The organism is Ectopseudomonas toyotomiensis (genome assembly GCF_017167985.1).
Lineage (GTDB): Bacteria > Pseudomonadota > Gammaproteobacteria > Pseudomonadales > Pseudomonadaceae > Aquipseudomonas > Aquipseudomonas toyotomiensis.
In genome coordinates, this window is sequence record NZ_CP070505.1 from 512752 (window position 1) to 531319 (window position 18568).

Below are 18568 nucleotides of genomic sequence, written 5' to 3' on the forward strand. Positions count from 1 at the left end.
CGTCAGACGGCCATCAGGTCCGCTTCTTTGACCTCGAGCGCCTTATCGACGTCACCGATGAACTTGTCGGTGATCTTCTGCAGCTCGTCAGCGGCGCGACGCTCTTCGTCCTCGCTGATTTCCTTGGCTTTGGACAGTTTCTTCAGCTCGGCCAGGGCATCACGACGCACGTTGCGCACGGCGACCTTGGCATCTTCGGCCACGCCACGCGCCTGCTTGGTATAGCCCTTGCGGGTTTCCTCGGTCAGCGCCGGCATCGGCACACGGATGGTGGTACCAGCGCTGCTCGGGTTCAGGCCCAGATCGGAGGTCAGGATGGCCTTCTCGATGGCAGCACTGAGGGTCTTGTCATGCGCGACGATCTTCAGGGTGCGCGCATCCTCGACGGTGATCGCTGCTACCTGATTGAGCGGCATGTCGCTGCCCCAGGCCGGTACCTTGATGCTGTCGAGAATGCTCGGATGGGCACGACCGGTTCGAATGGAGGCCAGGTTACGCCCCAGCGCTTCCAGGGACTTGCTCATACGCTCCTGAGCGTCTTTCTTGATGTCGTTGATCATTGTGCATCCTCCTCGATCAGAGTTCCTTCGGCGCCACCCACTACAACGTTCAGCAGTGCGCCGGGCTTGTTCATGTTGAAAACCCGCAGCGGCATGTTGTGATCGCGGCACAGGCAGATGGCGGTCAGATCCATCACGCCCAGCTTGCGATCGAGCACCTCGTCATAGGTCAGGCGCTCGAACTTCTCGGCATGCGGGTCTTTGAACGGGTCGGCAGTGTACACGCCATCGACCTTGGTCGCCTTCAGTACCACGTCCGCATCGATTTCGATGGCACGCAGGCAAGCAGCCGAATCGGTGGTAAAGAAGGGGTTGCCGGTGCCCGCAGCGAAAATCACCACCTCACCGGTCTTCAGGTGGCGCATGGCCTTGCGGCGGTCATAGTGATCGGTCACGCCGACCATGGAAATCGCCGACATGACGATGGCCGGGATGTTCGAGCGCTCCAGCGCATCACGCATGGCCAGGGCGTTCATCACGGTGGCCAGCATGCCCATGTGGTCGCCAGTGACGCGATCCATGCCGGCAGCGGACAGCGCCGCGCCACGGAACAGGTTGCCACCACCGATCACCAGGCCGACCTGCACACCGATACCGACCAGTTGGCCGACTTCCAGCGCCATGCGATCGAGCACCTTCGGATCGATGCCGAAATCTTCCGAGCCCATCAGGGCCTCGCCGCTAAGTTTGAGCAGAATGCGTTTGTAGCGAGGTTGGCGACCAGTTGTCTGCTGAGCCATTGCAAGTCTCTCCTGCGGCGATATGAAATTCTTGAGCAACGCGCTCGGGCGCTGCAATTATCCGGCACTTCGAACGTGCCGGCGACCTCAGATTGCAAGGCCGTTAGTGCATTTGTTGCCCCTTATTCGGCAAAGAGGCTGCACGCGCAAGCGGGCAGCCTCTCTGGGACAACTGGCCGAACCGCCGATTACTGCTTGCTGGCAGCAACCTGAGCGGCAACTTCGGCGGCGAAGTCGGTCTCGGCCTTCTCGATACCCTCGCCCACTTCGTAACGAACGAAGGAAACGATTTCGGCACCGGCTTTCTTCACCAGGTCACCGACCTTGACTTCCGGATCCATGATGAAGGCTTGCTCGACCAGGCTGGCTTCGGCCAGGAACTTGGTGATACGGCCTTTGATCATGTTCTCGACGATGTTTTCCGGCTTGCCAGCGATCTTCTCGGCGTTCAGCTGCAGGAAGATTTCCTTTTCCTTGGCAACCAGCTCTTCGGAGACCTGATCCGGCGAAACAACGGCCGGGTTGGAGGCAGCAACGTGCATGGCAACGTGCTTGGCCAGTTCGTCGTTGCCGCCTTTCAGGACAACCAGAACGCCGATACGGTGGCCGTGCAGGTAGGCACCAACGGTTTCGCCGGAAACAGCGGCCAGGCGACGGATGTTGACGTTCTCGCCGCACTTGGCAACCAGGGCTTCACGAGCGGATTCGCGCGAGGCGATCAGCGGAGCGGCTTCGGTCAGGTTCTTCTCGAAGGCTTCGTCGATGCTTTCTTTGACGAAGGCTTTGAAGTCGTCCTGCAGAGCCAGGAAGTCGGTCTGCGAGTTGACTTCGATGATCAGGCCACGACCGCCTTCGACGCGAACGGCGATGGAGCCTTCAGCGGCAATGTTGCCAGCCTTCTTGGCAGCCTTGATGGCGCCGGAAGCGCGCATGTCATCAATGGCTTTCTCGATATCGCCACCAGCGACAACCAGGGCCTTCTTGCACTCCATCATGCCTTGGCCAGTACGCTCGCGCAGTTCTTTAACCAGGGCTGCAGTAATCTCTGCCATCTTGAAAATCCTCTCGGTAGGTCTTCAACCATTCACCCGCGTGGCGGGCGATCAAATCTGTGAGTGGCAAAAAGGGGGCTTAGCCCCCTTCTTGCACAGCGCGTAACGCTAGATGCTTTGCGTTACCGCTTAGCCTTCGGCGCTCTCGGCAGCCGCGGCTTCTTCGACGAACTCTTCAGTGCCGCCGCCAGCATTGCTGCGACCACGGATCACGGCGTCGGCCATGGCACCCATGTACAGCTGGATGGCGCGGATGGCGTCGTCGTTACCCGGGATGATGTAGTCAACGCCTTCCGGGCTGCTGTTGGTATCGACGATGCCGATAACCGGGATGCCCAGCTTGTTGGCTTCGGTGATAGCAATGCGCTCGTGGTCAACGTCGATCACGAACAGAGCGTCCGGCAGACCACCCATGTCCTTGATACCACCCAGGCTGCGATCCAGTTTTTCCAGATCACGGGTACGCATCAGGGCTTCTTTCTTGGTCAGCTTGGCGAAAGTACCGTCCTGGGACTGGGTTTCCAGCTCGCGCAGGCGCTTGATCGAAGCACGGATGGTCTTGTAGTTGGTCAGCATGCCGCCCAACCAGCGGTGATCGACGAACGGCGAGCCGCAACGAGCAGCTTCTTCGCGAACGATCTTGCCAGCGGAACGCTTGGTGCCGACGAACAGGATCTTGTTCTTGCCAGCAGCCAGCTTCTCAACGAAAGCCTGAGCTTCGTTGAACATCGGCAGGGTTTTTTCGAGGTTGATGATGTGAATCTTGTTACGCGCGCCGAAAATGTACTTGCCCATTTTCGGGTTCCAGTAACGGGTCTGGTGGCCGAAGTGCACACCGGCCTTCAGCATATCGCGCATGTTGACTTGGGACATGATAGTTCCTTGATAAGTCGGGTTAGGCCTCCACGTATCCCAGCTTCCAACCCTCGCGGGCACCCAGGAAACCGTGTCGATACGTGTGTGGGTTTGAGCTTTCGGGCTTAGCGCCCGTAAAGCGGCGCGTTTTATACCACACAAAGCCGGCTCAGGCTACAAAAGCTGGCAAACAACGCAGTAACGCCCCGCAGCGGTTGCAGCGCCTTTGGGGCTGGCACGGCGAAGCTGCTAATATATCGCCCTTTCCGTTCGTGCCCGAGAGCTTCATATGACCGTCACCATCAAATCCGCCGAAGAAATCGAGAAAATGCGCGTGGCCGGCCGCCTGGCCGCCGAAGTGCTGGAGATGATCGGTGAACACGTCAAGCCTGGCGTCACCACCGAGGAAATCGACCGCATCTGCCACGACTATATCGTCAACGTGCAGCAGGCCATTCCCGCCCCACTCAATTACAAGGGCTTCCCCAAGTCGATCTGCACCTCGATCAACCATGTGGTGTGCCACGGCATCCCCAATGACAAGCCGCTGAAAGACGGCGACGTGCTGAACATCGACGTCACTGTGATCAAGGATGGCTACCACGGCGATACCAGCAAAATGTTCATGGTCGGCAAGGTCGCCGAGTGGGCCGAGCGCCTGGCCAAGGTCACCCAGGAATGCATGTACAAAGGCATCGAACTGGTCAAACCCGGCACGCGCCTGGGCGATATCGGCGAAGTGATCCAGAAGCACGCGGAAAAGAACGGTTTCTCCGTGGTCCGCGAATACTGCGGCCATGGCATCGGCGCGGTCTTCCATGAAGAGCCGCAGGTGTTGCACTACGGCAAGGCCGGCACCGGCATGGAGCTCAAGGAAGGCATGACCTTCACCATCGAGCCGATGATCAACCAGGGCCGCCCGGAAACCCGCCTGCTCGGCGACGGCTGGACCGCCATCACCAAGGACCGCAAGCTGTCGGCGCAATGGGAGCACACCGTACTGGTCACCGCAGACGGCTATGAGATCCTGACCCTGCGCAGCGACGACACCCTGCCGCGCACCTCGGCCTGACCGCGATCCGTAGGGTGCGCCGTGCGCACCATTGAAGCTTGTGGTGCGCATCGCGCACCCCACCTTATATAAGGAAGGCAACTGCATGCCGCAGATGGACCCCGAACTGTTTGACCGCGGTCAGTTCCAGGCCGAGCTGGCCCTGAAATCCAGCCCCATCGCTGCATTCAAGAAGGCCATCCGCGGCGCACATGAGGTGCTCGATGCGCGCTTTCGTGCCGGCCGTGACATTCGCCGCCTGGTCGAAGACCGCGCCTGGTTCGTCGATCAGATCCTGCAGGAAGCCTGGAAGCGCTTCACCTGGAGCGAGGATGCCGACATCGCCCTGCTCGCCGTTGGCGGCTACGGCCGTGGCGAGCTGCACCCTTACTCGGACATCGACCTGCTGATCCTGCTCGACAGCAGCGATCACGAAATCTTTCGCGAGCCCATCGAAGGCTTTCTCACCCTGCTCTGGGACATCGGCCTGGAAGTCGGTCAGAGCGTGCGCTCGGTCGACGAATGCGCCGAAGAGGCGCGCGCCGACCTGACGGTGATCACCAACCTGATGGAAAGCCGCACCATCGCCGGCCCCGAGCACCTGCGCCAGCGCATGCAGCAGGTCACAAGCACCGATCAGATGTGGCCGAGCAAGCACTTCTACCTGGCCAAGCGCGACGAACGCAGAGCGCGTCATGCCAAGTACAACGACACCGAGTACAACCTCGAACCCAACGTCAAGGGCTCGCCCGGCGGCCTGCGCGACATCCAGACCGTGCTCTGGGTGGCACGCCGCCAGTTCGGCACGCTGAACCTGCAGGCCCTGGTCGGCCACGGCTTCCTGCTGGAGAGCGAATACGCCCTGCTCTCCTCCAGCCAGGAGTTCCTGTGGAAGGTGCGCTACGCCCTGCACATGCTCGCCGGGCGCGCCGAGGACCGCCTGCTGTTCGATTACCAGGTGAAGATCGCCGCACTGTTCGGTTATCAAGACGGCGACGGCAAGCGCAGCATCGAACACTTCATGCAGAAGTACTACCGCGTGGTGATGGGGATTTCCGAGCTGTCGGACCTGATCAACCAGCACTTCGAGGAAGTCATCCTGCGCGCTGGTGAAAGCGGCCCGGCCACGCCGTTGAACAGCCGCTTCCAGGTGCGTGACGGCTATATCGAAGTCACCCACCCGAATGTGTTCAAGCGCACACCCTTCGCCATCATCGAAATCTTCGTGCTGATGGCGCAGCACCCGGAAATCAAGGGTGTGCGTGCCGACAGCATCCGCCTGCTGCGCGACAGCCGCCACCTGATCGACGACGAGTTCCGCAAAGACATCCGCAACACCAGCCTGTTCATCGAACTGTTCAAGTGCAAGGAAGGCATTCACCGCAACCTGCGCCGGATGAACCGCTACGGCATTCTCGGCCGTTACCTGCCGGAGTTCGGCCATATCGTCGGACAGATGCAGCACGACCTGTTCCACATCTATACGGTCGACGCGCACACCCTCAACCTGATCAAGCACCTGCGCAAGTTCCGTTGGCCAGAGCTGGCGGAGAAATTCCCGCTGGCCAGCAAGCTGATCGACAAGCTGCCCAAATCGGAGCTGATCTACCTCGCCGGCCTGTATCACGACATCGGCAAGGGCCGTGGCGGTGACCATTCGGAGCTGGGCGCAGTGGACGCCGAAGCCTTCGCTCGCCGCCATCATCTGCCGGCCTGGGACAGCGCCCTGATCGTCTGGCTGGTGCAGCACCACCTGGTGATGTCCACCACCGCGCAGCGCAAGGACCTCTCCAACCCGCAGGTGATCCATGACTTCGCCCAGTTCGTAGGCGACCAGACCCACCTGGACTACCTCTACGTGCTGACCGTGGCCGATATCAACGCCACCAACCCCAGCCTGTGGAACTCCTGGCGCGCCAGCCTGCTGCGCCAGCTCTACACCGAGACCAAGCGCGCCCTGCGCCGCGGCCTGGAAAACCCACTGGACCGTGAAGAGCAGATTCGCCAGACCCAGAGTGCAGCCCTGGACACTCTGGTACGCGGCGGCACCGACCCGGACGATGCCGAACAGTTGTGGAGCCAGCTGGGCGACGACTACTTCCTTCGTCACACCGCCACCGACGTGGCCTGGCACACCGATGCCATTCTCCAGCACACCAACGATGGCGGCCCGCTGGTGCTGATGAAGGAAACCACCCAGCGCGAGTTCGAAGGCGGCACGCAGATCTTCATCTACGCGCCGGACCAGCATGACTTCTTCGCCGTCACCGTGGCCGCGATGAGCCAGCTCAACCTGAACATTCACGACGCGCGGATCATCACCTCCACCAGCCAGTTCACCCTCGATACCTACGTGGTGCTGGATGCTGACGGCGGCTCGATCGGCAACAACCCGGCGCGCATCCAGCAGATTCGCGAAGGCCTGATCGAAGCGCTGAAGAACCCGGACGACTACCCGACCATCATCCAGCGCCGCGTACCACGTCAGCTCAAGCACTTTGCCTTCGCGCCGCAGGTGACCATCCACAACGACGCGCAGCGCCCGGTGACCATCCTCGAACTGACCGCCCCGGACCGCCCCGGCCTGCTGGCTCGGATCGGGCGAATCTTCCTCGAGTACGACCTGTCGCTGCAGAACGCCAAGATCGCCACCCTCGGCGAACGGGTCGAGGACGTATTCTTCGTCACCGACGCCAACAACCAGCCGCTGTCCGACCCCGAACTCTGTGCACGCCTGCAGGAAACCATCGTCCGCCGCCTGTCCGAGCCCAGCGCTCAACCGCAGACCCTGCAGATCAACATATGATTGCGCCGCCCCGCTTTCCGAAGTACGCGAGATAACGATGAATCCAGCCCTCGACCAGCTCCAGCCCTACCCTTTCGAGAAACTGCGCGAACTGCTCGGCAGCGTGCAACCGGCCGCCGACAAGCGCCCGATCGCCCTGTCCATCGGCGAACCCAAGCATCGCTCGCCTGACTTCGTCGGCCAGGCACTGACCGCCAATCTCGACAAGCTCGCCGTCTACCCGACCACACTCGGCTTGCCGGAGCTGCGCCAGAGCATTGCCAGCTGGTGCGAACGCCGCTTTGGCGTGCCAACTGGCTGGCTGGATGCAGCGCGCCACGTGTTGCCGGTCAATGGCACCCGCGAAGCGCTGTTCGCCTTCACCCAGGCGGTGGTCGACCGCAATGCCAAGGGCCTGGTGGTCAGCCCCAACCCCTTCTATCAGATCTACGAAGGTGCGGCCTTCCTCGCCGGCGCCGAGCCGCACTACCTGCCGTGCCTGGAAGCCCACGGCTTCAACCCGGACTTCGATGCCGTGCCGACAGAAGTCTGGCAGCGCTGCCAGATTCTCTTCCTCTGCTCGCCAGGCAACCCCACCGGCGCCCTGATCCCGGTCGAGACGCTGAAGAAACTGATCGCCCTGGCCGACGAGCACGACTTCGTCATCGCCGCCGACGAGTGCTACAGCGAACTGTATTTTGATGAGGACGCACCACCGCCCGGACTGCTCAGCGCCTGCGTCGAACTGGGCCGCAGCGACTTCAAACGTTGCGTGGTGTTCCACAGCCTGTCCAAGCGCTCCAACCTGCCGGGGCTGCGTTCGGGCTTCGTCGCCGGCGACGCCAGCATCCTCAAGCACTTCTTGCTGTACCGCACCTACCACGGCTGCGCCATGCCGGTACAAACCCAACTGGCCAGCGTTGCCGCCTGGAATGACGAAGCGCATGTACGTGCCAACCGTGACATGTACCGTGAGAAATTCGATGCCGTGCTGGATATCCTCGCCCCGGTGATGGACGTGCAGCGCCCCGATGGCGGCTTCTACCTGTGGGCGCGCACACCGGGTGACGACACCCTGTTCACCCGCGACTTGTTCGCCACCGAGCACGTCACCGTGGTGCCCGGCTCGTACCTGTCGCGTGAGGTCGATGGTGTCAACCCGGGCGCTGGCCGCGTACGTATGGCGCTGGTGGCACCGCTGGCCGAGTGCATCGAGGCCGCCGAGCGTATTGCCCGTTTCATTCGCAGCGCCTGAGCCTCTGCAGGGCCTGTGGACGGGGCTTTAGCCGCGAGCCTCCGACTCCGTAGCCCGGATGCAATCCGGGGATAGCCGCTCATGGCTTCCCGGATTTCATCCGGGCTACACGCCTCTGCTGCACGCCGGCGCTTTAACACATCACAGCGACAGCCGCCGCCACGTCTGGACGCGACGTGGCATAATGGCCCGCCGTATTTCCCGGACCTTCCGGCACGCCACTCATCAGAGGAAGATCAATGAGTTACGTCCTGTATGGCATCAAGGCCTGCGACACGATGAAAAAGGCCAGAACCTGGCTCGATGAACACCAGGTCGACTATGCCTTTCACGACTACAAGAGCGTCGGGATCGACCGTGCAAACCTGGAAAAGTGGTGCAACGAGCATGGCTGGCAGACCGTCCTGAACCGTGCTGGCACCACATTCCGCAAGCTGGAAGACGCGCAGAAAGCCGATCTCGACCAGGCCAAGGCCATCGAACTGATGCTGGCCCAACCCTCGATGATCAAGCGCCCGGTACTCGACCTGGGCGACAAGACCCTGGTCGGCTTCAAGCCGGATAACTACCAAGCCGCGCTGGCCTGATCAACCTCACCCGATTTCGTTGCAAGGAACCCCATCTAATGAGCACCTCCCTTTACAGCATCGCCTTTGGTGTTGGCACCCAGAACCGCCAGGGCAACTGGCTGGAAGTCTTCTACGCCCTGCCGCTGCTCAATCCGGCCAGCGAGCTGGTAGCCAAGGCCGCCGAGAAGCTCGGCTACCAGGGTGGCAATCAGGCCATCGCCTTCACCACCACACAGGCTGCTGACCTGGCCGAAGCCCTGAAAGGCGTGGACGCCGCTCAAGCGGCGCTGCTGACCCGTCTGGCCGAAAGCCACAACCCGCTGGTCGCCACCTTCCTGGCTGAAGATGCCGCGCTGACCAGCACCCCGGAGGCCTACCTCAAGCTGCACCTGCTGTCGCATCGTCTGGTCAAGCCGCACGGTCTGAGCCTGGCAGGTATCTTCCCGCTGCTGCCCAACGTGGCCTGGACCAGCCAGGGCGCCGTCGACCTCGGCGAACTGGCCGAGCGCCAGCTGGAAGCGCGCCTGAAGGGCGAGCTGCTGGAAGTGTTCTCGGTGGACAAGTTCCCGAAAATGACCGACTACGTGGTACCGGCCGGCGTGCGTATCGCCGACAGCGCGCGCGTGCGCCTGGGCGCCTATATCGGCGAAGGCACCACCGTGATGCACGAAGGCTTCGTCAACTTCAACGGCGGCACCGAAGGCCCGGGCATGATCGAAGGCCGCGTTTCCGCTGGCGTCTTCGTCGGCAAGGGTTCCGACCTGGGCGGCGGCTGCTCGACCATGGGCACCCTGTCCGGTGGTGGCAACATCATCATCAGTGTCGGTGAAGGTTGCCTGATCGGCGCCAACGCCGGTATCGGCATCCCGCTGGGCGACCGCAACACCGTCGAAGCCGGCCTGTACATCACCGCAGGCACCAAGGTGAACCTGCTCGACGAGGGCAACGCCCTGGTCAAGGTGGTCAAGGCGCGTGAACTGGCTGGTCAGGCGGACCTGCTGTTCCGTCGCAACTCGCTGACCGGCGCCGTGGAGTGCAAGACCCACAAGTCGGCTATTGAGCTGAACGAAGCCCTGCACGCCCACAATTGATCCAACGTAGGGTGCGCCTTGCGCACTGCTCAGCCATGCGACTCGGTGCGCATGGCGCACCCTACGGGATAGGCTCCTCATGTCACCGATCTCCCCCTGGCGCGCTGACTTCCCTGGCATTCTCGCCCTCGAAGCCGAAGGCCAGACCTATCTGGACAGCGCCGCCACTGCACAGAAACCGCAGGCGGTGCTGGACGCCCTGCTCGGCTACCTGGCCAGCGGCGTGGCCAACGTGCATCGTGCCCAGCACCTGCCAGGTGAACGTGCCACCCGCACCTTCGAGGCGACACGTAGCAAGGCCGCGCAGTGGCTGAATGCAGCCAGCACCGAGGAGATCATCTTTACCCGCGGCAGCACCGAATCACTCAACCTGCTGGCCTACGGCCTGGAGCATCTGCTGCAGCCGGGCGAGCAAATCGTCATCAGCGCGCTGGAGCACCACGCCAATCTGCTGCCCTGGCAGCAACTGGCCAAGCGCCGCAATCTTGAGTTGCTGGTATTGCCGCTGGATCACACCGGCAGCATCGATATGCAGCAAGCGGCTCGGCTGATCGGCCCGCGCACCCGCCTGCTGGCGGTTTCGCAGTTGTCCAATGTGCTCGGGCGCTGGCAACCGCTTGCCGAGCTGCTGGCTTTGGCACGTGCGCAAGGCGCATTCAGCGTGGTCGACGGCGCGCAGGGTGCGGTGCATGGTCGCCACGATCTGCAGGCACTGGGCTGTGATTTCTACGTGTGTTCGTCGCACAAACTCTACGGCCCGGATGGCGTCGGCCTGCTGTATGGCCGCCGCGAAGCGTTGGGCAAATTGCAGCACTGGCAATTCGGCGGTGAGATGGTGCTCGATGCCGACTACCAGAGCGCGCGCTATCGCCCTGCTCCATTGGGTTTCGAGGCCGGCACACCCGCGGTTTCAGCGGTCATAGCCCTGGGCGCAGCACTGGACTGGCTGAACGGGTTGGATCACACCGCCGTGGCACGCCATGAAGCGGCCCTGCATGCCGAACTGCTGGCCGGCCTGCAAAGCCGCAACGGCGTGCGTCTGCTCGGCGCGCCGCAACTGGCGCTGGCCAGTTTCTGCGTCGACGGCGTGCATAACGCCGACCTGGCTCACCTGCTCAGTGAACAGGGCATCGCCGTGCGTGCCGGGCATCACTGCGCCATGCCGCTGATTAAGAGCCTGGGTCTGAGTGGTGCGATTCGCGTCTCGCTCGGCCTGTACAACGATGGCGACGATCTGCAGCGATTCTTCAGCGCCCTGGATAACGCTCTGGACCTGCTGCGATGAAATGCCGCCAACGGCTTTTCGTAGGAGCGGCTTCAGCCGCGAATATCGGCACCCGAACCATCGCGGCTGAAGCCGCTCCTACATGCTACGGGAGGCTCTCGCCATGAGTCTGCCAGTCGCCGCTCAGGAAGCACTGGCAGCCTTTGCCGCCTGCCCAGGCTGGGAACAGCGCGCGCGTCTGCTGATGCAATGGGGCGAACGCCTGGAGCCATTGAGCGAAACCGAACGCGTCGACAAGCACCGCGTGCATGGCTGCGAGAGCCTGGTCTGGCTGATAGCCGAACAACGCGGTGAGCACCTGCACTTTCGCGCCAGCAGCGACGCCCGCCTACTGCGTGGTTTGCTGGCCGTGCTGCTGGCGCGTGTCGAAGGCCTGCCTCGCACCGAGCTGGCCAGTGTCGATCTGGTCGACTGGTTCAACCAGTTGGGGCTGCAGAGACAACTGTCGCCATCACGCAGCAACGGCCTCAATGCCGTGCTGCAGCGTATGCGCGAGCTGGCTGGATCCTGAAATACCGGATCACCGTAGGGTGGGTTAGGCGCCTGGTGGGTTACGCGGCGCACGACGATGACGGTGTCTGATAGTGTGACGTTTGGCGCCGCTAACCCACCCAAAGATCACGAACGCTCTTCACCATTTCGACAGGGTCACGTCACTAGTCGCTCTTGCCTCGCTCGCGCAACGTCAGACCGCGCAGAAAATTGCGCAGGATCTGGTCGCCGCACTCGCGAAAATGCTTGTGACCCGGCGCGCGGAACAGGGCGCTGAGCTCGGTCTTGGTCATCGGCAGATCAGCCGATTGCAGAATTGCCTGGATATCGTCGTCGCGCAGCTCGAAGGCCACGCGCAGCTTCTTCAGGATCAGGTTGTTACTCAGGCGCTTTTCTACCGGCAGACGCGGCCGGCTGTCGTCCTTGCCACGCTTGTGGAACACCAGGCCTTCGAGCACGTGCGCCAGCAGCACATCACTGCAGGAACGATACCCGGGCTCGTCCTCACGCAGCAGACAGGCCGGGATCAGGCCCGGCTCGACGGGATAATCCGCCAACCGGCATAGCTCTTCCAGCTTGCCATCGCTGACATCCAGCAAATAGCGCAAGCTGCGCAGTACATCGTTATTGAGCATGCAGAAAACTCTTGGAGGAAGGAGGTAGGCGGGTGCGGTTCAGTCCCGCACGGCCTGGGCCGAGGTGCTGGGTTTCCAGTCATCGGCGTTACCGGAGTTAAGCGCCTGCTGTAGACGCTGCAGGTCACCACGCTGGGCAAAGTCACGCAGCCTGGCATTGAACACGCGCAACAGCTTGACACTCTCAGGATCGTCCTTGCGAAACAGCAAGCGCAGCGGCTCGGTATTCAACTGCCGCGGATGATGCACGATTTTACCGCCATCTTCCGGAAACAAACGATTCAACATGGCATAGCCGACAGCGCGGTCCTGTGGATGCAGGTCGATGCGACCCAACTCCAGAAGACGAAAGCTGGTGTCCTCCTTGCCATTCTGCTCGACGCTCAGGCGGCCAGCCTGCAACGCCTCGTCGAACGCCGGGCCGTAGGAGTAACCCAGCGTCGTGCCGATGTGATACGTCAGCAAGTCCTCGACCGTGGTCCAGTCGAACGCCTGATCGCGACGATGGAACAGAACGATCTCCCCGCGTACCAGCGGGTCACTACAAATGCCGTAATTGAGCCGACTGGGGCTGCAGCTATAGGGCATGATCGCGTGCAACTGCCCCTGCTGCAGCATCAGTACGTTGCGGTCCCAGGGATGAAAGATGAATTCGACCTGGTAGCCCTCTTCAGCGAACACCGCACTGATCAGTCGCGCCAGAGCGCCACCATCATTGCGCTCCTGGTCGACATAAGGCGCCCAGTCACCGGTGCCGATACGCAGCTTCTGTGGCTCGGCCTGAACGGGCCCAAGGGCTACCAGCAAAACAGGTAGCGTCAGGGAGGCGAGCATCCGTGCCCAGCGTCTTCTCAGCGAGACGCAAAAAAACAGGTACGACACAAATCACCTCTGATACGGATCATGTTCGACGTCTCCCTGTCGACTACTGCAACCTCTCCCTTCGTCCAGCATAGTCAAACGCACCGCGCACAGGCGTTTTCTCAGGTTTTCGATTGGCGCTCTGCCGGACGACGGGCGCCAGCCACCAGTTTGTCTACCAGTTTGGCCGCAGCGGCCATGCCGAAGCTGGCGGTGACCATCATCACCGCGCCGAAACCGCCCGCGCAGTCGAGTTTCACCCCTTCACCGACGAAGCCCTTGGCCTGACAGACCGTGCCGTCCGGCTTGGGATAGCGCAGCTGCTCGGTGGAGAACACGCAAGGGACGCTGTAGGTGCGGCCCGGCGTACGCGAGAAGCCATAATCGCGGCGCAACATGCTGCGCACCTTGGCCGCCAGCGGGTCGTTGAAGGTCTTGTTCAGGTCAGTGATCTGAATCTGCGTCGGGTCGACCTGCCCGCCCGCGCCGCCGGTGGTGACGATCTGAATCTTGCGCCGCTTGCACCAGGCGATCAGAGCCGCCTTGGCCGGTACGCTATCGATGCAGTCGATCACCCCGTCCAGCTGCTCGGTGATGTACTCGGCCATGGTCTCGCGGGTAACGAAATCCGCCACCGCATGCACCACACAGGCCGGGTTGATGGCGCGGATACGGGCCGCCATCTCGTCGACCTTGGCCTTGCCCACCGCGCCTTCGATGGCGTGCACTTGGCGATTGGTGTTGGTGATGCAGACGTCGTCCAGGTCGAACAGGGAAATCTCGCCGACGCCCGAACGCGCCAGCGCCTCGGCCGCCCATGAGCCCACGCCGCCGATGCCGACCACCGCCACGTGCGCCGCTGCCAGTCGTTGATAGCCCTCCTGGCCGTAAAGCCGGGCTATGCCGCCGAATCGCTGATCGTCAGTACCCATCACACCCCCTGCAGGAAGGCGCGCATTATAGAGATAGCACCCTGCCCACCCAAGCCTGCAGCACAGGTCAGCCGTCGGCCCGTCGTATCAAGCTGCATTTACCGCGAATGCGCCGTGCGGCCCTCCCTCATCCGGCGCTTCGCACCACCTTCTCCCAGAGGGAGAAGGGCATCAAGGATGGCGTCGCTGCGCGACTTTCACGGTAATATGGCCAGCCTTCACGCTAGCCGCCGTACCGGAGCCGCAATGACCGCCACCCTCACCCCGACCCTGGAACTCGCCTTCGACCTGATCCGTCGCCCGTCCGTGACCCCGGTCGACGAAGGTTGCCAGGAGCTGATGATGCGCCGTCTGGCAGCCTGCGGCTTCGAGGTGGAGCGCATGCGCATCGAAGAGGTGGAGAACTTCTGGGCCAAACGCGGTGGCGACGGCCCGGTGCTGTGCTTCGCCGGCCACACCGATGTGGTGCCCACCGGCCCGCTGGACGCCTGGCAGTACCAGCCGTTCGACGTGCGCGTCGATGAAGACGGCATGCTCTGCGGCCGTGGCGCAGCGGACATGAAAGGCAGCCTGGCGAGCATGATCATCGCGGTGGAGCGCTTCGTCGCCGACTACCCGAACCACAAGGGCGCCATCACCTTCCTCATCACCAGCGATGAAGAAGGTCCGGCGCAGCATGGCACCAAAGCGGTGGTCGAGCGCCTGCGCGAGCGTAACGAGCGCCTGGACTGGTGCATCGTCGGCGAGCCGTCGAGCACCACCCTGCTCGGTGACGTGGTAAAGAACGGCCGTCGTGGCTCCCTCGGTTGCACCCTGACCGTCTATGGCAAGCAAGGCCACGTCGCCTACCCGCACCTGGCGAAGAACCCGATTCACCTGGCCGCCCCGGCGCTGGCCGAGCTGGCCGCCGAGCACTGGGATCACGGCAACGACTACTTCCCGCCGACCAGCTTCCAGGTGTCCAATCTCAATTCCGGCACCGGTGCGACCAACGTTATTCCCGGTGAGCTGAAGGCGGTGTTCAACTTCCGTTTCTCCACCGAGTCGACCGTCGAAGACCTGCAGCAACGCGTCACCACCATTCTCGACAAGCACGGCCTGGACTATCACCTGGAATGGGCGCTGTCCGGCCTGCCCTTCCTCACCCAGCCGGGCGAATTGCTCGACGCCGTGGCCGCCAGCATCAAGAACGTCACCGGCCGCGACACCACGCCGTCCACCAGCGGCGGCACCTCCGACGGTCGCTTTATCGCCACCCTGGGCACTCAAGTGGTCGAACTCGGCCCGGTCAACGCCACCATCCACCAGATCAACGAGCGCGTACTGGCCAGCGACCTCGACCTGCTGACCGAGGTTTACTATCAGACGATGGTAAAACTCCTCGCATGAGCCTGATCTGCCCCATCTGCCAAGCGCCGCTGATGCCCAGCGGCAACGGCCTGGCCTGCGAAAACCGCCACAGCTTCGACCGCGCGCGCCAGGGGTACTTCAACCTGCTGCCGGTGCAACACAAGAACAGCCGCGACCCCGGCGACAACGCCGCCATGGTCGAGGCGCGCCGGCGCTTTCTCGACGGTGGCCACTACGCGCCGCTTGCCGCGCGCCTGGCCGCGTTGGCTGCCGAGTACAAGCCGGCGCGCTGGCTGGATATCGGTTGTGGCGAGGGTTACTACACCGAACAGATCGCCCGTGGCCTGCCCCATGCCGACGGCTATGCCCTGGATATCTCCCGCGAGGCGGTGAAACGCGCGTGCAAACGTGCTCCGCAGTTGAGCTGGCTGGTGGCGAGCATGGCCCGTGTGCCCTTGGCCGATGCCAGTTGCGACCTGCTGGCCAGCGTCTTCAGCCCATTGGACTGGGCCGAGGCCAGGCGTCTGCTCGCACCCGGCGGCGGCTTGCTGCGCATGGGCCCGACCCGCGTGCACCTGATGGAACTGCGGCAGAAGCTGTACGACGAAGTACGCGACTACGACGACGAGAAGCACCTGGCGCTGATTCCGTCCGGCATGCACCTGGCCCACAGCGAAACCCTCGAATTCCCGCTGCACCTGGCGGACGCTCAGGCTCGCGCCGACCTGCTGGCCATGACCCCGCACGGCTGGCGCGCCAGTGCCGAACGCCGCGAAGCGGTGATCGCCGGGCCCTTCGAAGTTACCGTCGCCATCCGCTACGATTGGATCGTCAAAACCCAGAGCCCACGCTCTCAGGACTGAAAGCCATGCGCCAACCCGACATCGAGATCTACCTGAAAGACGCCGAACGTGACGCCGTGGCGCAATGGCTGGGCGAAGCCCTTGGCCCATGCAGCGACTGGCAGCAGAAAGGCCAGACCTTCAAATGCAAGGCCGGTGACGTGCCGGTGACCTGGCTACCGAAAGCCGTGGGCAAATGGCACAGCCTGTACCTGGAAAGCGACGCCACGCCCTGGGCCGACGACCTCGCCTGCGCCCGCGCCGCCCATGCCGCGCTCGGCGTGCAGGTGCGCTGTGCACCGGGTACCTGGGTAGAAGATGAAAGCGATGAGGAAGCCGATCGCTGGATCAAGGTCGATGCCGATGGCGAAACCGAGATCGTCTGGCGTACGGAATAAAAGCGGCCGCTTGGCGACTATCTGATGACCCTCTCCCGCTTGCGGGAGAGGGTAAGTTGCCGACACGGGCGTTTGAATCGACAGCCCGTAGCCCGGATGCGATCCGGAGAAAGACCTACAACCCACTGAAAAAGAAACGACCGAACACGATTAGTACCCATGCGGCGTGCCGCGTTCGCAGAGGTTGGAGCCAGCAGGCAGTTTCGCGGTGTTCTCGGCCCTCTCCCCCAGCCCCTCTCCCATGAATGGGAGAGGGGAGCTACCCGCGAAAGCCGCCCTACGAAGTACAGCGTGCAGAAACAACAAGGCCCGTCATCGACGGGCCTTGTTGTATGTCGAGCTGGAGCTCAGACCGCGGAGACGTCTTCCGCCTGCAGGCCTTTCTGGCCCTGGGTCACACCGAACTCGACCTTCTGGCCTTCGACCAGGGTGCGGTGGCCGTCGCCACGAATGGCGCGGTAGTGAACGAATACGTCCGGGCCGCTTTCGCGCTGAATAAACCCGTAACCCTTGGAATCATTGAACCATTTGACGGTTCCCGTCTCACGATCTGCCATTACCAACTTCTCCAAACTCGCTATGTTTTTATTGTCCCGAAGGCGCTTTGACGGCTCGGTAAAAACGTTCTTCTCAGCGTTCGCCACCCCCGGCAATCGAGCATGGAGCAGGTCAAGCGATTCGCGTTCTTGCTGCAGCCGAAGGCCGAGTATAAAGCATGGATTGTGACTGAAAAGCACTTTTTCAAAACCGCCACGAACCCAGAAGATATGCGGGTTACAGCTTGTTTTATGGGCTTTTGACTAACAGATCGCGCAACTTCTTCGCCAGCCGCTGCACCTGATCAGGCTCCAGTCGATATGCCCAGTCACTGCGCGCACTCACCTCTGCGGCGTTGAAACCTTCAGGCTCGCCAAGCACCAACCAATACTGCTCACCCTGCTTGTACAACGCGCCTTCGAGCTTTTCCTCGGCAAAACCGCTGAGACTGAACTGCAGCATCGGCGCCTGCTTGAAACCTATCTGCGCCAATGGCGCGGCATCGGCGAACTGCAGGTTGGAGAAGACCAGTGCGACGCCATTGGCCGCACCCTCGAAGCTGAGTTTCTGCTCCTTGCGCAGCTCTGCGACAGCGAAGTTGTACTGCTGGGCATCGGCACGCGTCAGCGTGAGCTTCTCACCATCGGCATAGCGCAGCTCAAGGCGTGCGATGCGCGTGAAGGGAATGTCGGTGATACGCCGATCCAGCCAGTCCAGCTCACGCGTCGGCACCTGCAACTGCTGATCGATCAGCCAGACCTGATTCTCGCCGGCACGACGCACCAGTTGCCCACTGCCTTGCTGAGACGGATTACCCAAGCGCAGCCCCAGGTCGGGATGGCCGTCGAAGTGCAGCTTCAGACGCAGCGCCTGCTCATCAACCCCGCCCTCCTCGGCCAGTCCCAAACGAGCATGCCACTGCGGGTTGGCAGTCTTGGCCTCCTGCGTGCGCGCCTCACGCAATGCCCGCAGCAGTTCGGCCAGCGCTTGCGGTGCCGCCGGGTAGTCAGCCTTGGCCGGCACCACCCAGGTATCACCACGCCGCTCGATGCGTACCGAGGGCTGCCCCGGCTGCTCGATCTCCAGCGCCTGCAGCGTATTCAGATAGCCCTGTTCGGCTGCCAGCCAGGGCGCCGATTCGACTTGCGCCGTGCTCTGCTGCTGGCTGCGCTGCACGGCCAGGTAACCCAGCACACAAAGCAGCACGATGATGATCAATGCGATCAGACCTTTACGTCCCATGATCTTTTCACCCTTGGATAGGAGGAAGCCACGTAG

Annotated in this window: 19 protein-coding genes; 10 read left to right on the forward strand and 9 right to left on the reverse strand. The window is 62.5% G+C overall.

The window, feature by feature from the left end; translation table 11 throughout:
- Positions 1–2: 2 nt before the first annotated feature.
- The 4 genes from frr to rpsB form a co-directional block, all read right to left on the reverse strand.
- Positions 3–560, reverse strand: coding sequence for a ribosome recycling factor (gene frr / locus JWV26_RS02195; protein ID WP_072425456.1), 558 nt, complete (start codon positions 558–560; stop codon positions 3–5).
- Positions 557–1300 (reverse strand): UMP kinase, encoded by a 744-nt coding sequence (gene pyrH, locus JWV26_RS02200; protein ID WP_004424012.1) that lies wholly within the window; start codon positions 1298–1300, stop codon positions 557–559. Before pyrH ends, frr begins: the two co-directional genes overlap by 4 nt.
- Positions 1301–1488: 188 nt before the next feature.
- On the reverse strand, positions 1489–2352 hold the full coding sequence (gene tsf, locus JWV26_RS02205; protein ID WP_206418276.1) for a translation elongation factor Ts: 864 nt from the start codon (positions 2350–2352) through the stop codon (positions 1489–1491).
- A gap of 129 nt (positions 2353–2481) precedes the next feature.
- Positions 2482–3225 carry a 30S ribosomal protein S2 gene (rpsB, locus tag JWV26_RS02210; protein WP_072425458.1) on the reverse strand — a complete coding sequence of 248 codons (744 nt, stop codon included), beginning with the start codon at positions 3223–3225 and terminating at the stop codon, positions 2482–2484.
- A gap of 271 nt (positions 3226–3496) precedes the next feature.
- On the opposite strand from rpsB, the gene map reads away from it, so the two are divergent.
- The 7 genes from map (at position 3497) to JWV26_RS02245 (ending at position 11754) form a co-directional block, all read left to right on the forward strand.
- Complete coding sequence (map, locus tag JWV26_RS02215; RefSeq protein WP_045735080.1) at positions 3497–4279, forward strand: type I methionyl aminopeptidase; 783 nt, start codon at positions 3497–3499, stop codon at positions 4277–4279.
- 85 nt (positions 4280–4364) lie between these two features.
- Positions 4365–7064, forward strand: coding sequence for a [protein-PII] uridylyltransferase (locus JWV26_RS02220; protein ID WP_206418277.1), 2700 nt, complete (start codon positions 4365–4367; stop codon positions 7062–7064).
- 37 nt (positions 7065–7101) lie between these two features.
- Positions 7102–8298 (forward strand): succinyldiaminopimelate transaminase, encoded by a 1197-nt coding sequence (dapC, locus tag JWV26_RS02225; protein ID WP_206418278.1) that lies wholly within the window; start codon positions 7102–7104, stop codon positions 8296–8298.
- 239 nt (positions 8299–8537) lie between these two features.
- Complete coding sequence (locus tag JWV26_RS02230; protein WP_021489813.1) at positions 8538–8885, forward strand: ArsC family reductase; 348 nt, start codon at positions 8538–8540, stop codon at positions 8883–8885.
- Positions 8886–8923: 38 nt separating this feature from the next.
- The gene (dapD, locus tag JWV26_RS02235; protein ID WP_206418279.1) at positions 8924–9958 is read left to right on the forward strand and encodes a 2,3,4,5-tetrahydropyridine-2,6-dicarboxylate N-succinyltransferase; all 1035 of its coding nucleotides are present in this window, start codon (positions 8924–8926) and stop codon (positions 9956–9958) included.
- A 79-nt stretch (positions 9959–10037) separates the two neighbouring features.
- Positions 10038–11243: an aminotransferase class V-fold PLP-dependent enzyme gene (locus tag JWV26_RS02240; protein ID WP_206418280.1), complete on the forward strand. Its 1206-nt coding sequence runs from the start codon at positions 10038–10040 to the stop codon at positions 11241–11243.
- Between the two features lie 103 nt (positions 11244–11346).
- Positions 11347–11754, forward strand: coding sequence for a SufE family protein (locus JWV26_RS02245; RefSeq protein WP_206418281.1), 408 nt, complete (start codon positions 11347–11349; stop codon positions 11752–11754).
- 145 nt (positions 11755–11899) lie between these two features.
- Here the strand turns inward: JWV26_RS02245 and JWV26_RS02250 are convergent, their stop codons facing one another.
- The 3 genes from JWV26_RS02250 to tcdA form a co-directional block, all read right to left on the reverse strand.
- The gene (locus tag JWV26_RS02250; protein ID WP_079783275.1) at positions 11900–12370 is read right to left on the reverse strand and encodes a YehS family protein; all 471 of its coding nucleotides are present in this window, start codon (positions 12368–12370) and stop codon (positions 11900–11902) included.
- Positions 12371–12409: 39 nt separating this feature from the next.
- Positions 12410–13204: a substrate-binding periplasmic protein gene (locus JWV26_RS02255; RefSeq protein ID WP_206418282.1), complete on the reverse strand. Its 795-nt coding sequence runs from the start codon at positions 13202–13204 to the stop codon at positions 12410–12412.
- A gap of 149 nt (positions 13205–13353) precedes the next feature.
- On the reverse strand, positions 13354–14163 hold the full coding sequence (gene tcdA, locus JWV26_RS02260) for a tRNA cyclic N6-threonylcarbamoyladenosine(37) synthase TcdA (protein WP_206418283.1): 810 nt from the start codon (positions 14161–14163) through the stop codon (positions 13354–13356).
- Between the two features lie 246 nt (positions 14164–14409).
- Here tcdA and dapE point away from each other — a divergent pair, with 246 nt between their 5' ends.
- From dapE to JWV26_RS02275, 3 genes are read left to right on the forward strand one after another with little or no spacing between them, the layout of a single operon-like run.
- Entirely contained in the window at positions 14410–15552 is a 1143-nt protein-coding gene (dapE, locus tag JWV26_RS02265; RefSeq protein WP_072425465.1) for a succinyl-diaminopimelate desuccinylase, read from the forward strand.
- Positions 15549–16376, forward strand: coding sequence for a putative RNA methyltransferase (locus JWV26_RS02270; protein ID WP_206418284.1), 828 nt, complete (start codon positions 15549–15551; stop codon positions 16374–16376). Before dapE ends, JWV26_RS02270 begins: the two co-directional genes overlap by 4 nt.
- A gap of 5 nt (positions 16377–16381) precedes the next feature.
- On the forward strand, positions 16382–16753 hold the full coding sequence (locus JWV26_RS02275; RefSeq protein WP_093050498.1) for a hypothetical protein: 372 nt from the start codon (positions 16382–16384) through the stop codon (positions 16751–16753).
- A 347-nt stretch (positions 16754–17100) separates the two neighbouring features.
- On the opposite strand, the gene JWV26_RS02280 is transcribed toward JWV26_RS02275, so the two are convergent.
- Together JWV26_RS02280 and JWV26_RS02285 are read right to left on the reverse strand one after the other, a co-directional pair.
- Positions 17101–17310 carry a cold-shock protein gene (locus tag JWV26_RS02280; protein ID WP_004423973.1) on the reverse strand — a complete coding sequence of 70 codons (210 nt, stop codon included), beginning with the start codon at positions 17308–17310 and terminating at the stop codon, positions 17101–17103.
- A gap of 229 nt (positions 17311–17539) precedes the next feature.
- Positions 17540–18532, reverse strand: coding sequence for a DUF4340 domain-containing protein (locus JWV26_RS02285; RefSeq protein ID WP_206418285.1), 993 nt, complete (start codon positions 18530–18532; stop codon positions 17540–17542).
- Positions 18533–18568: the final 36 nt, after the last annotated feature.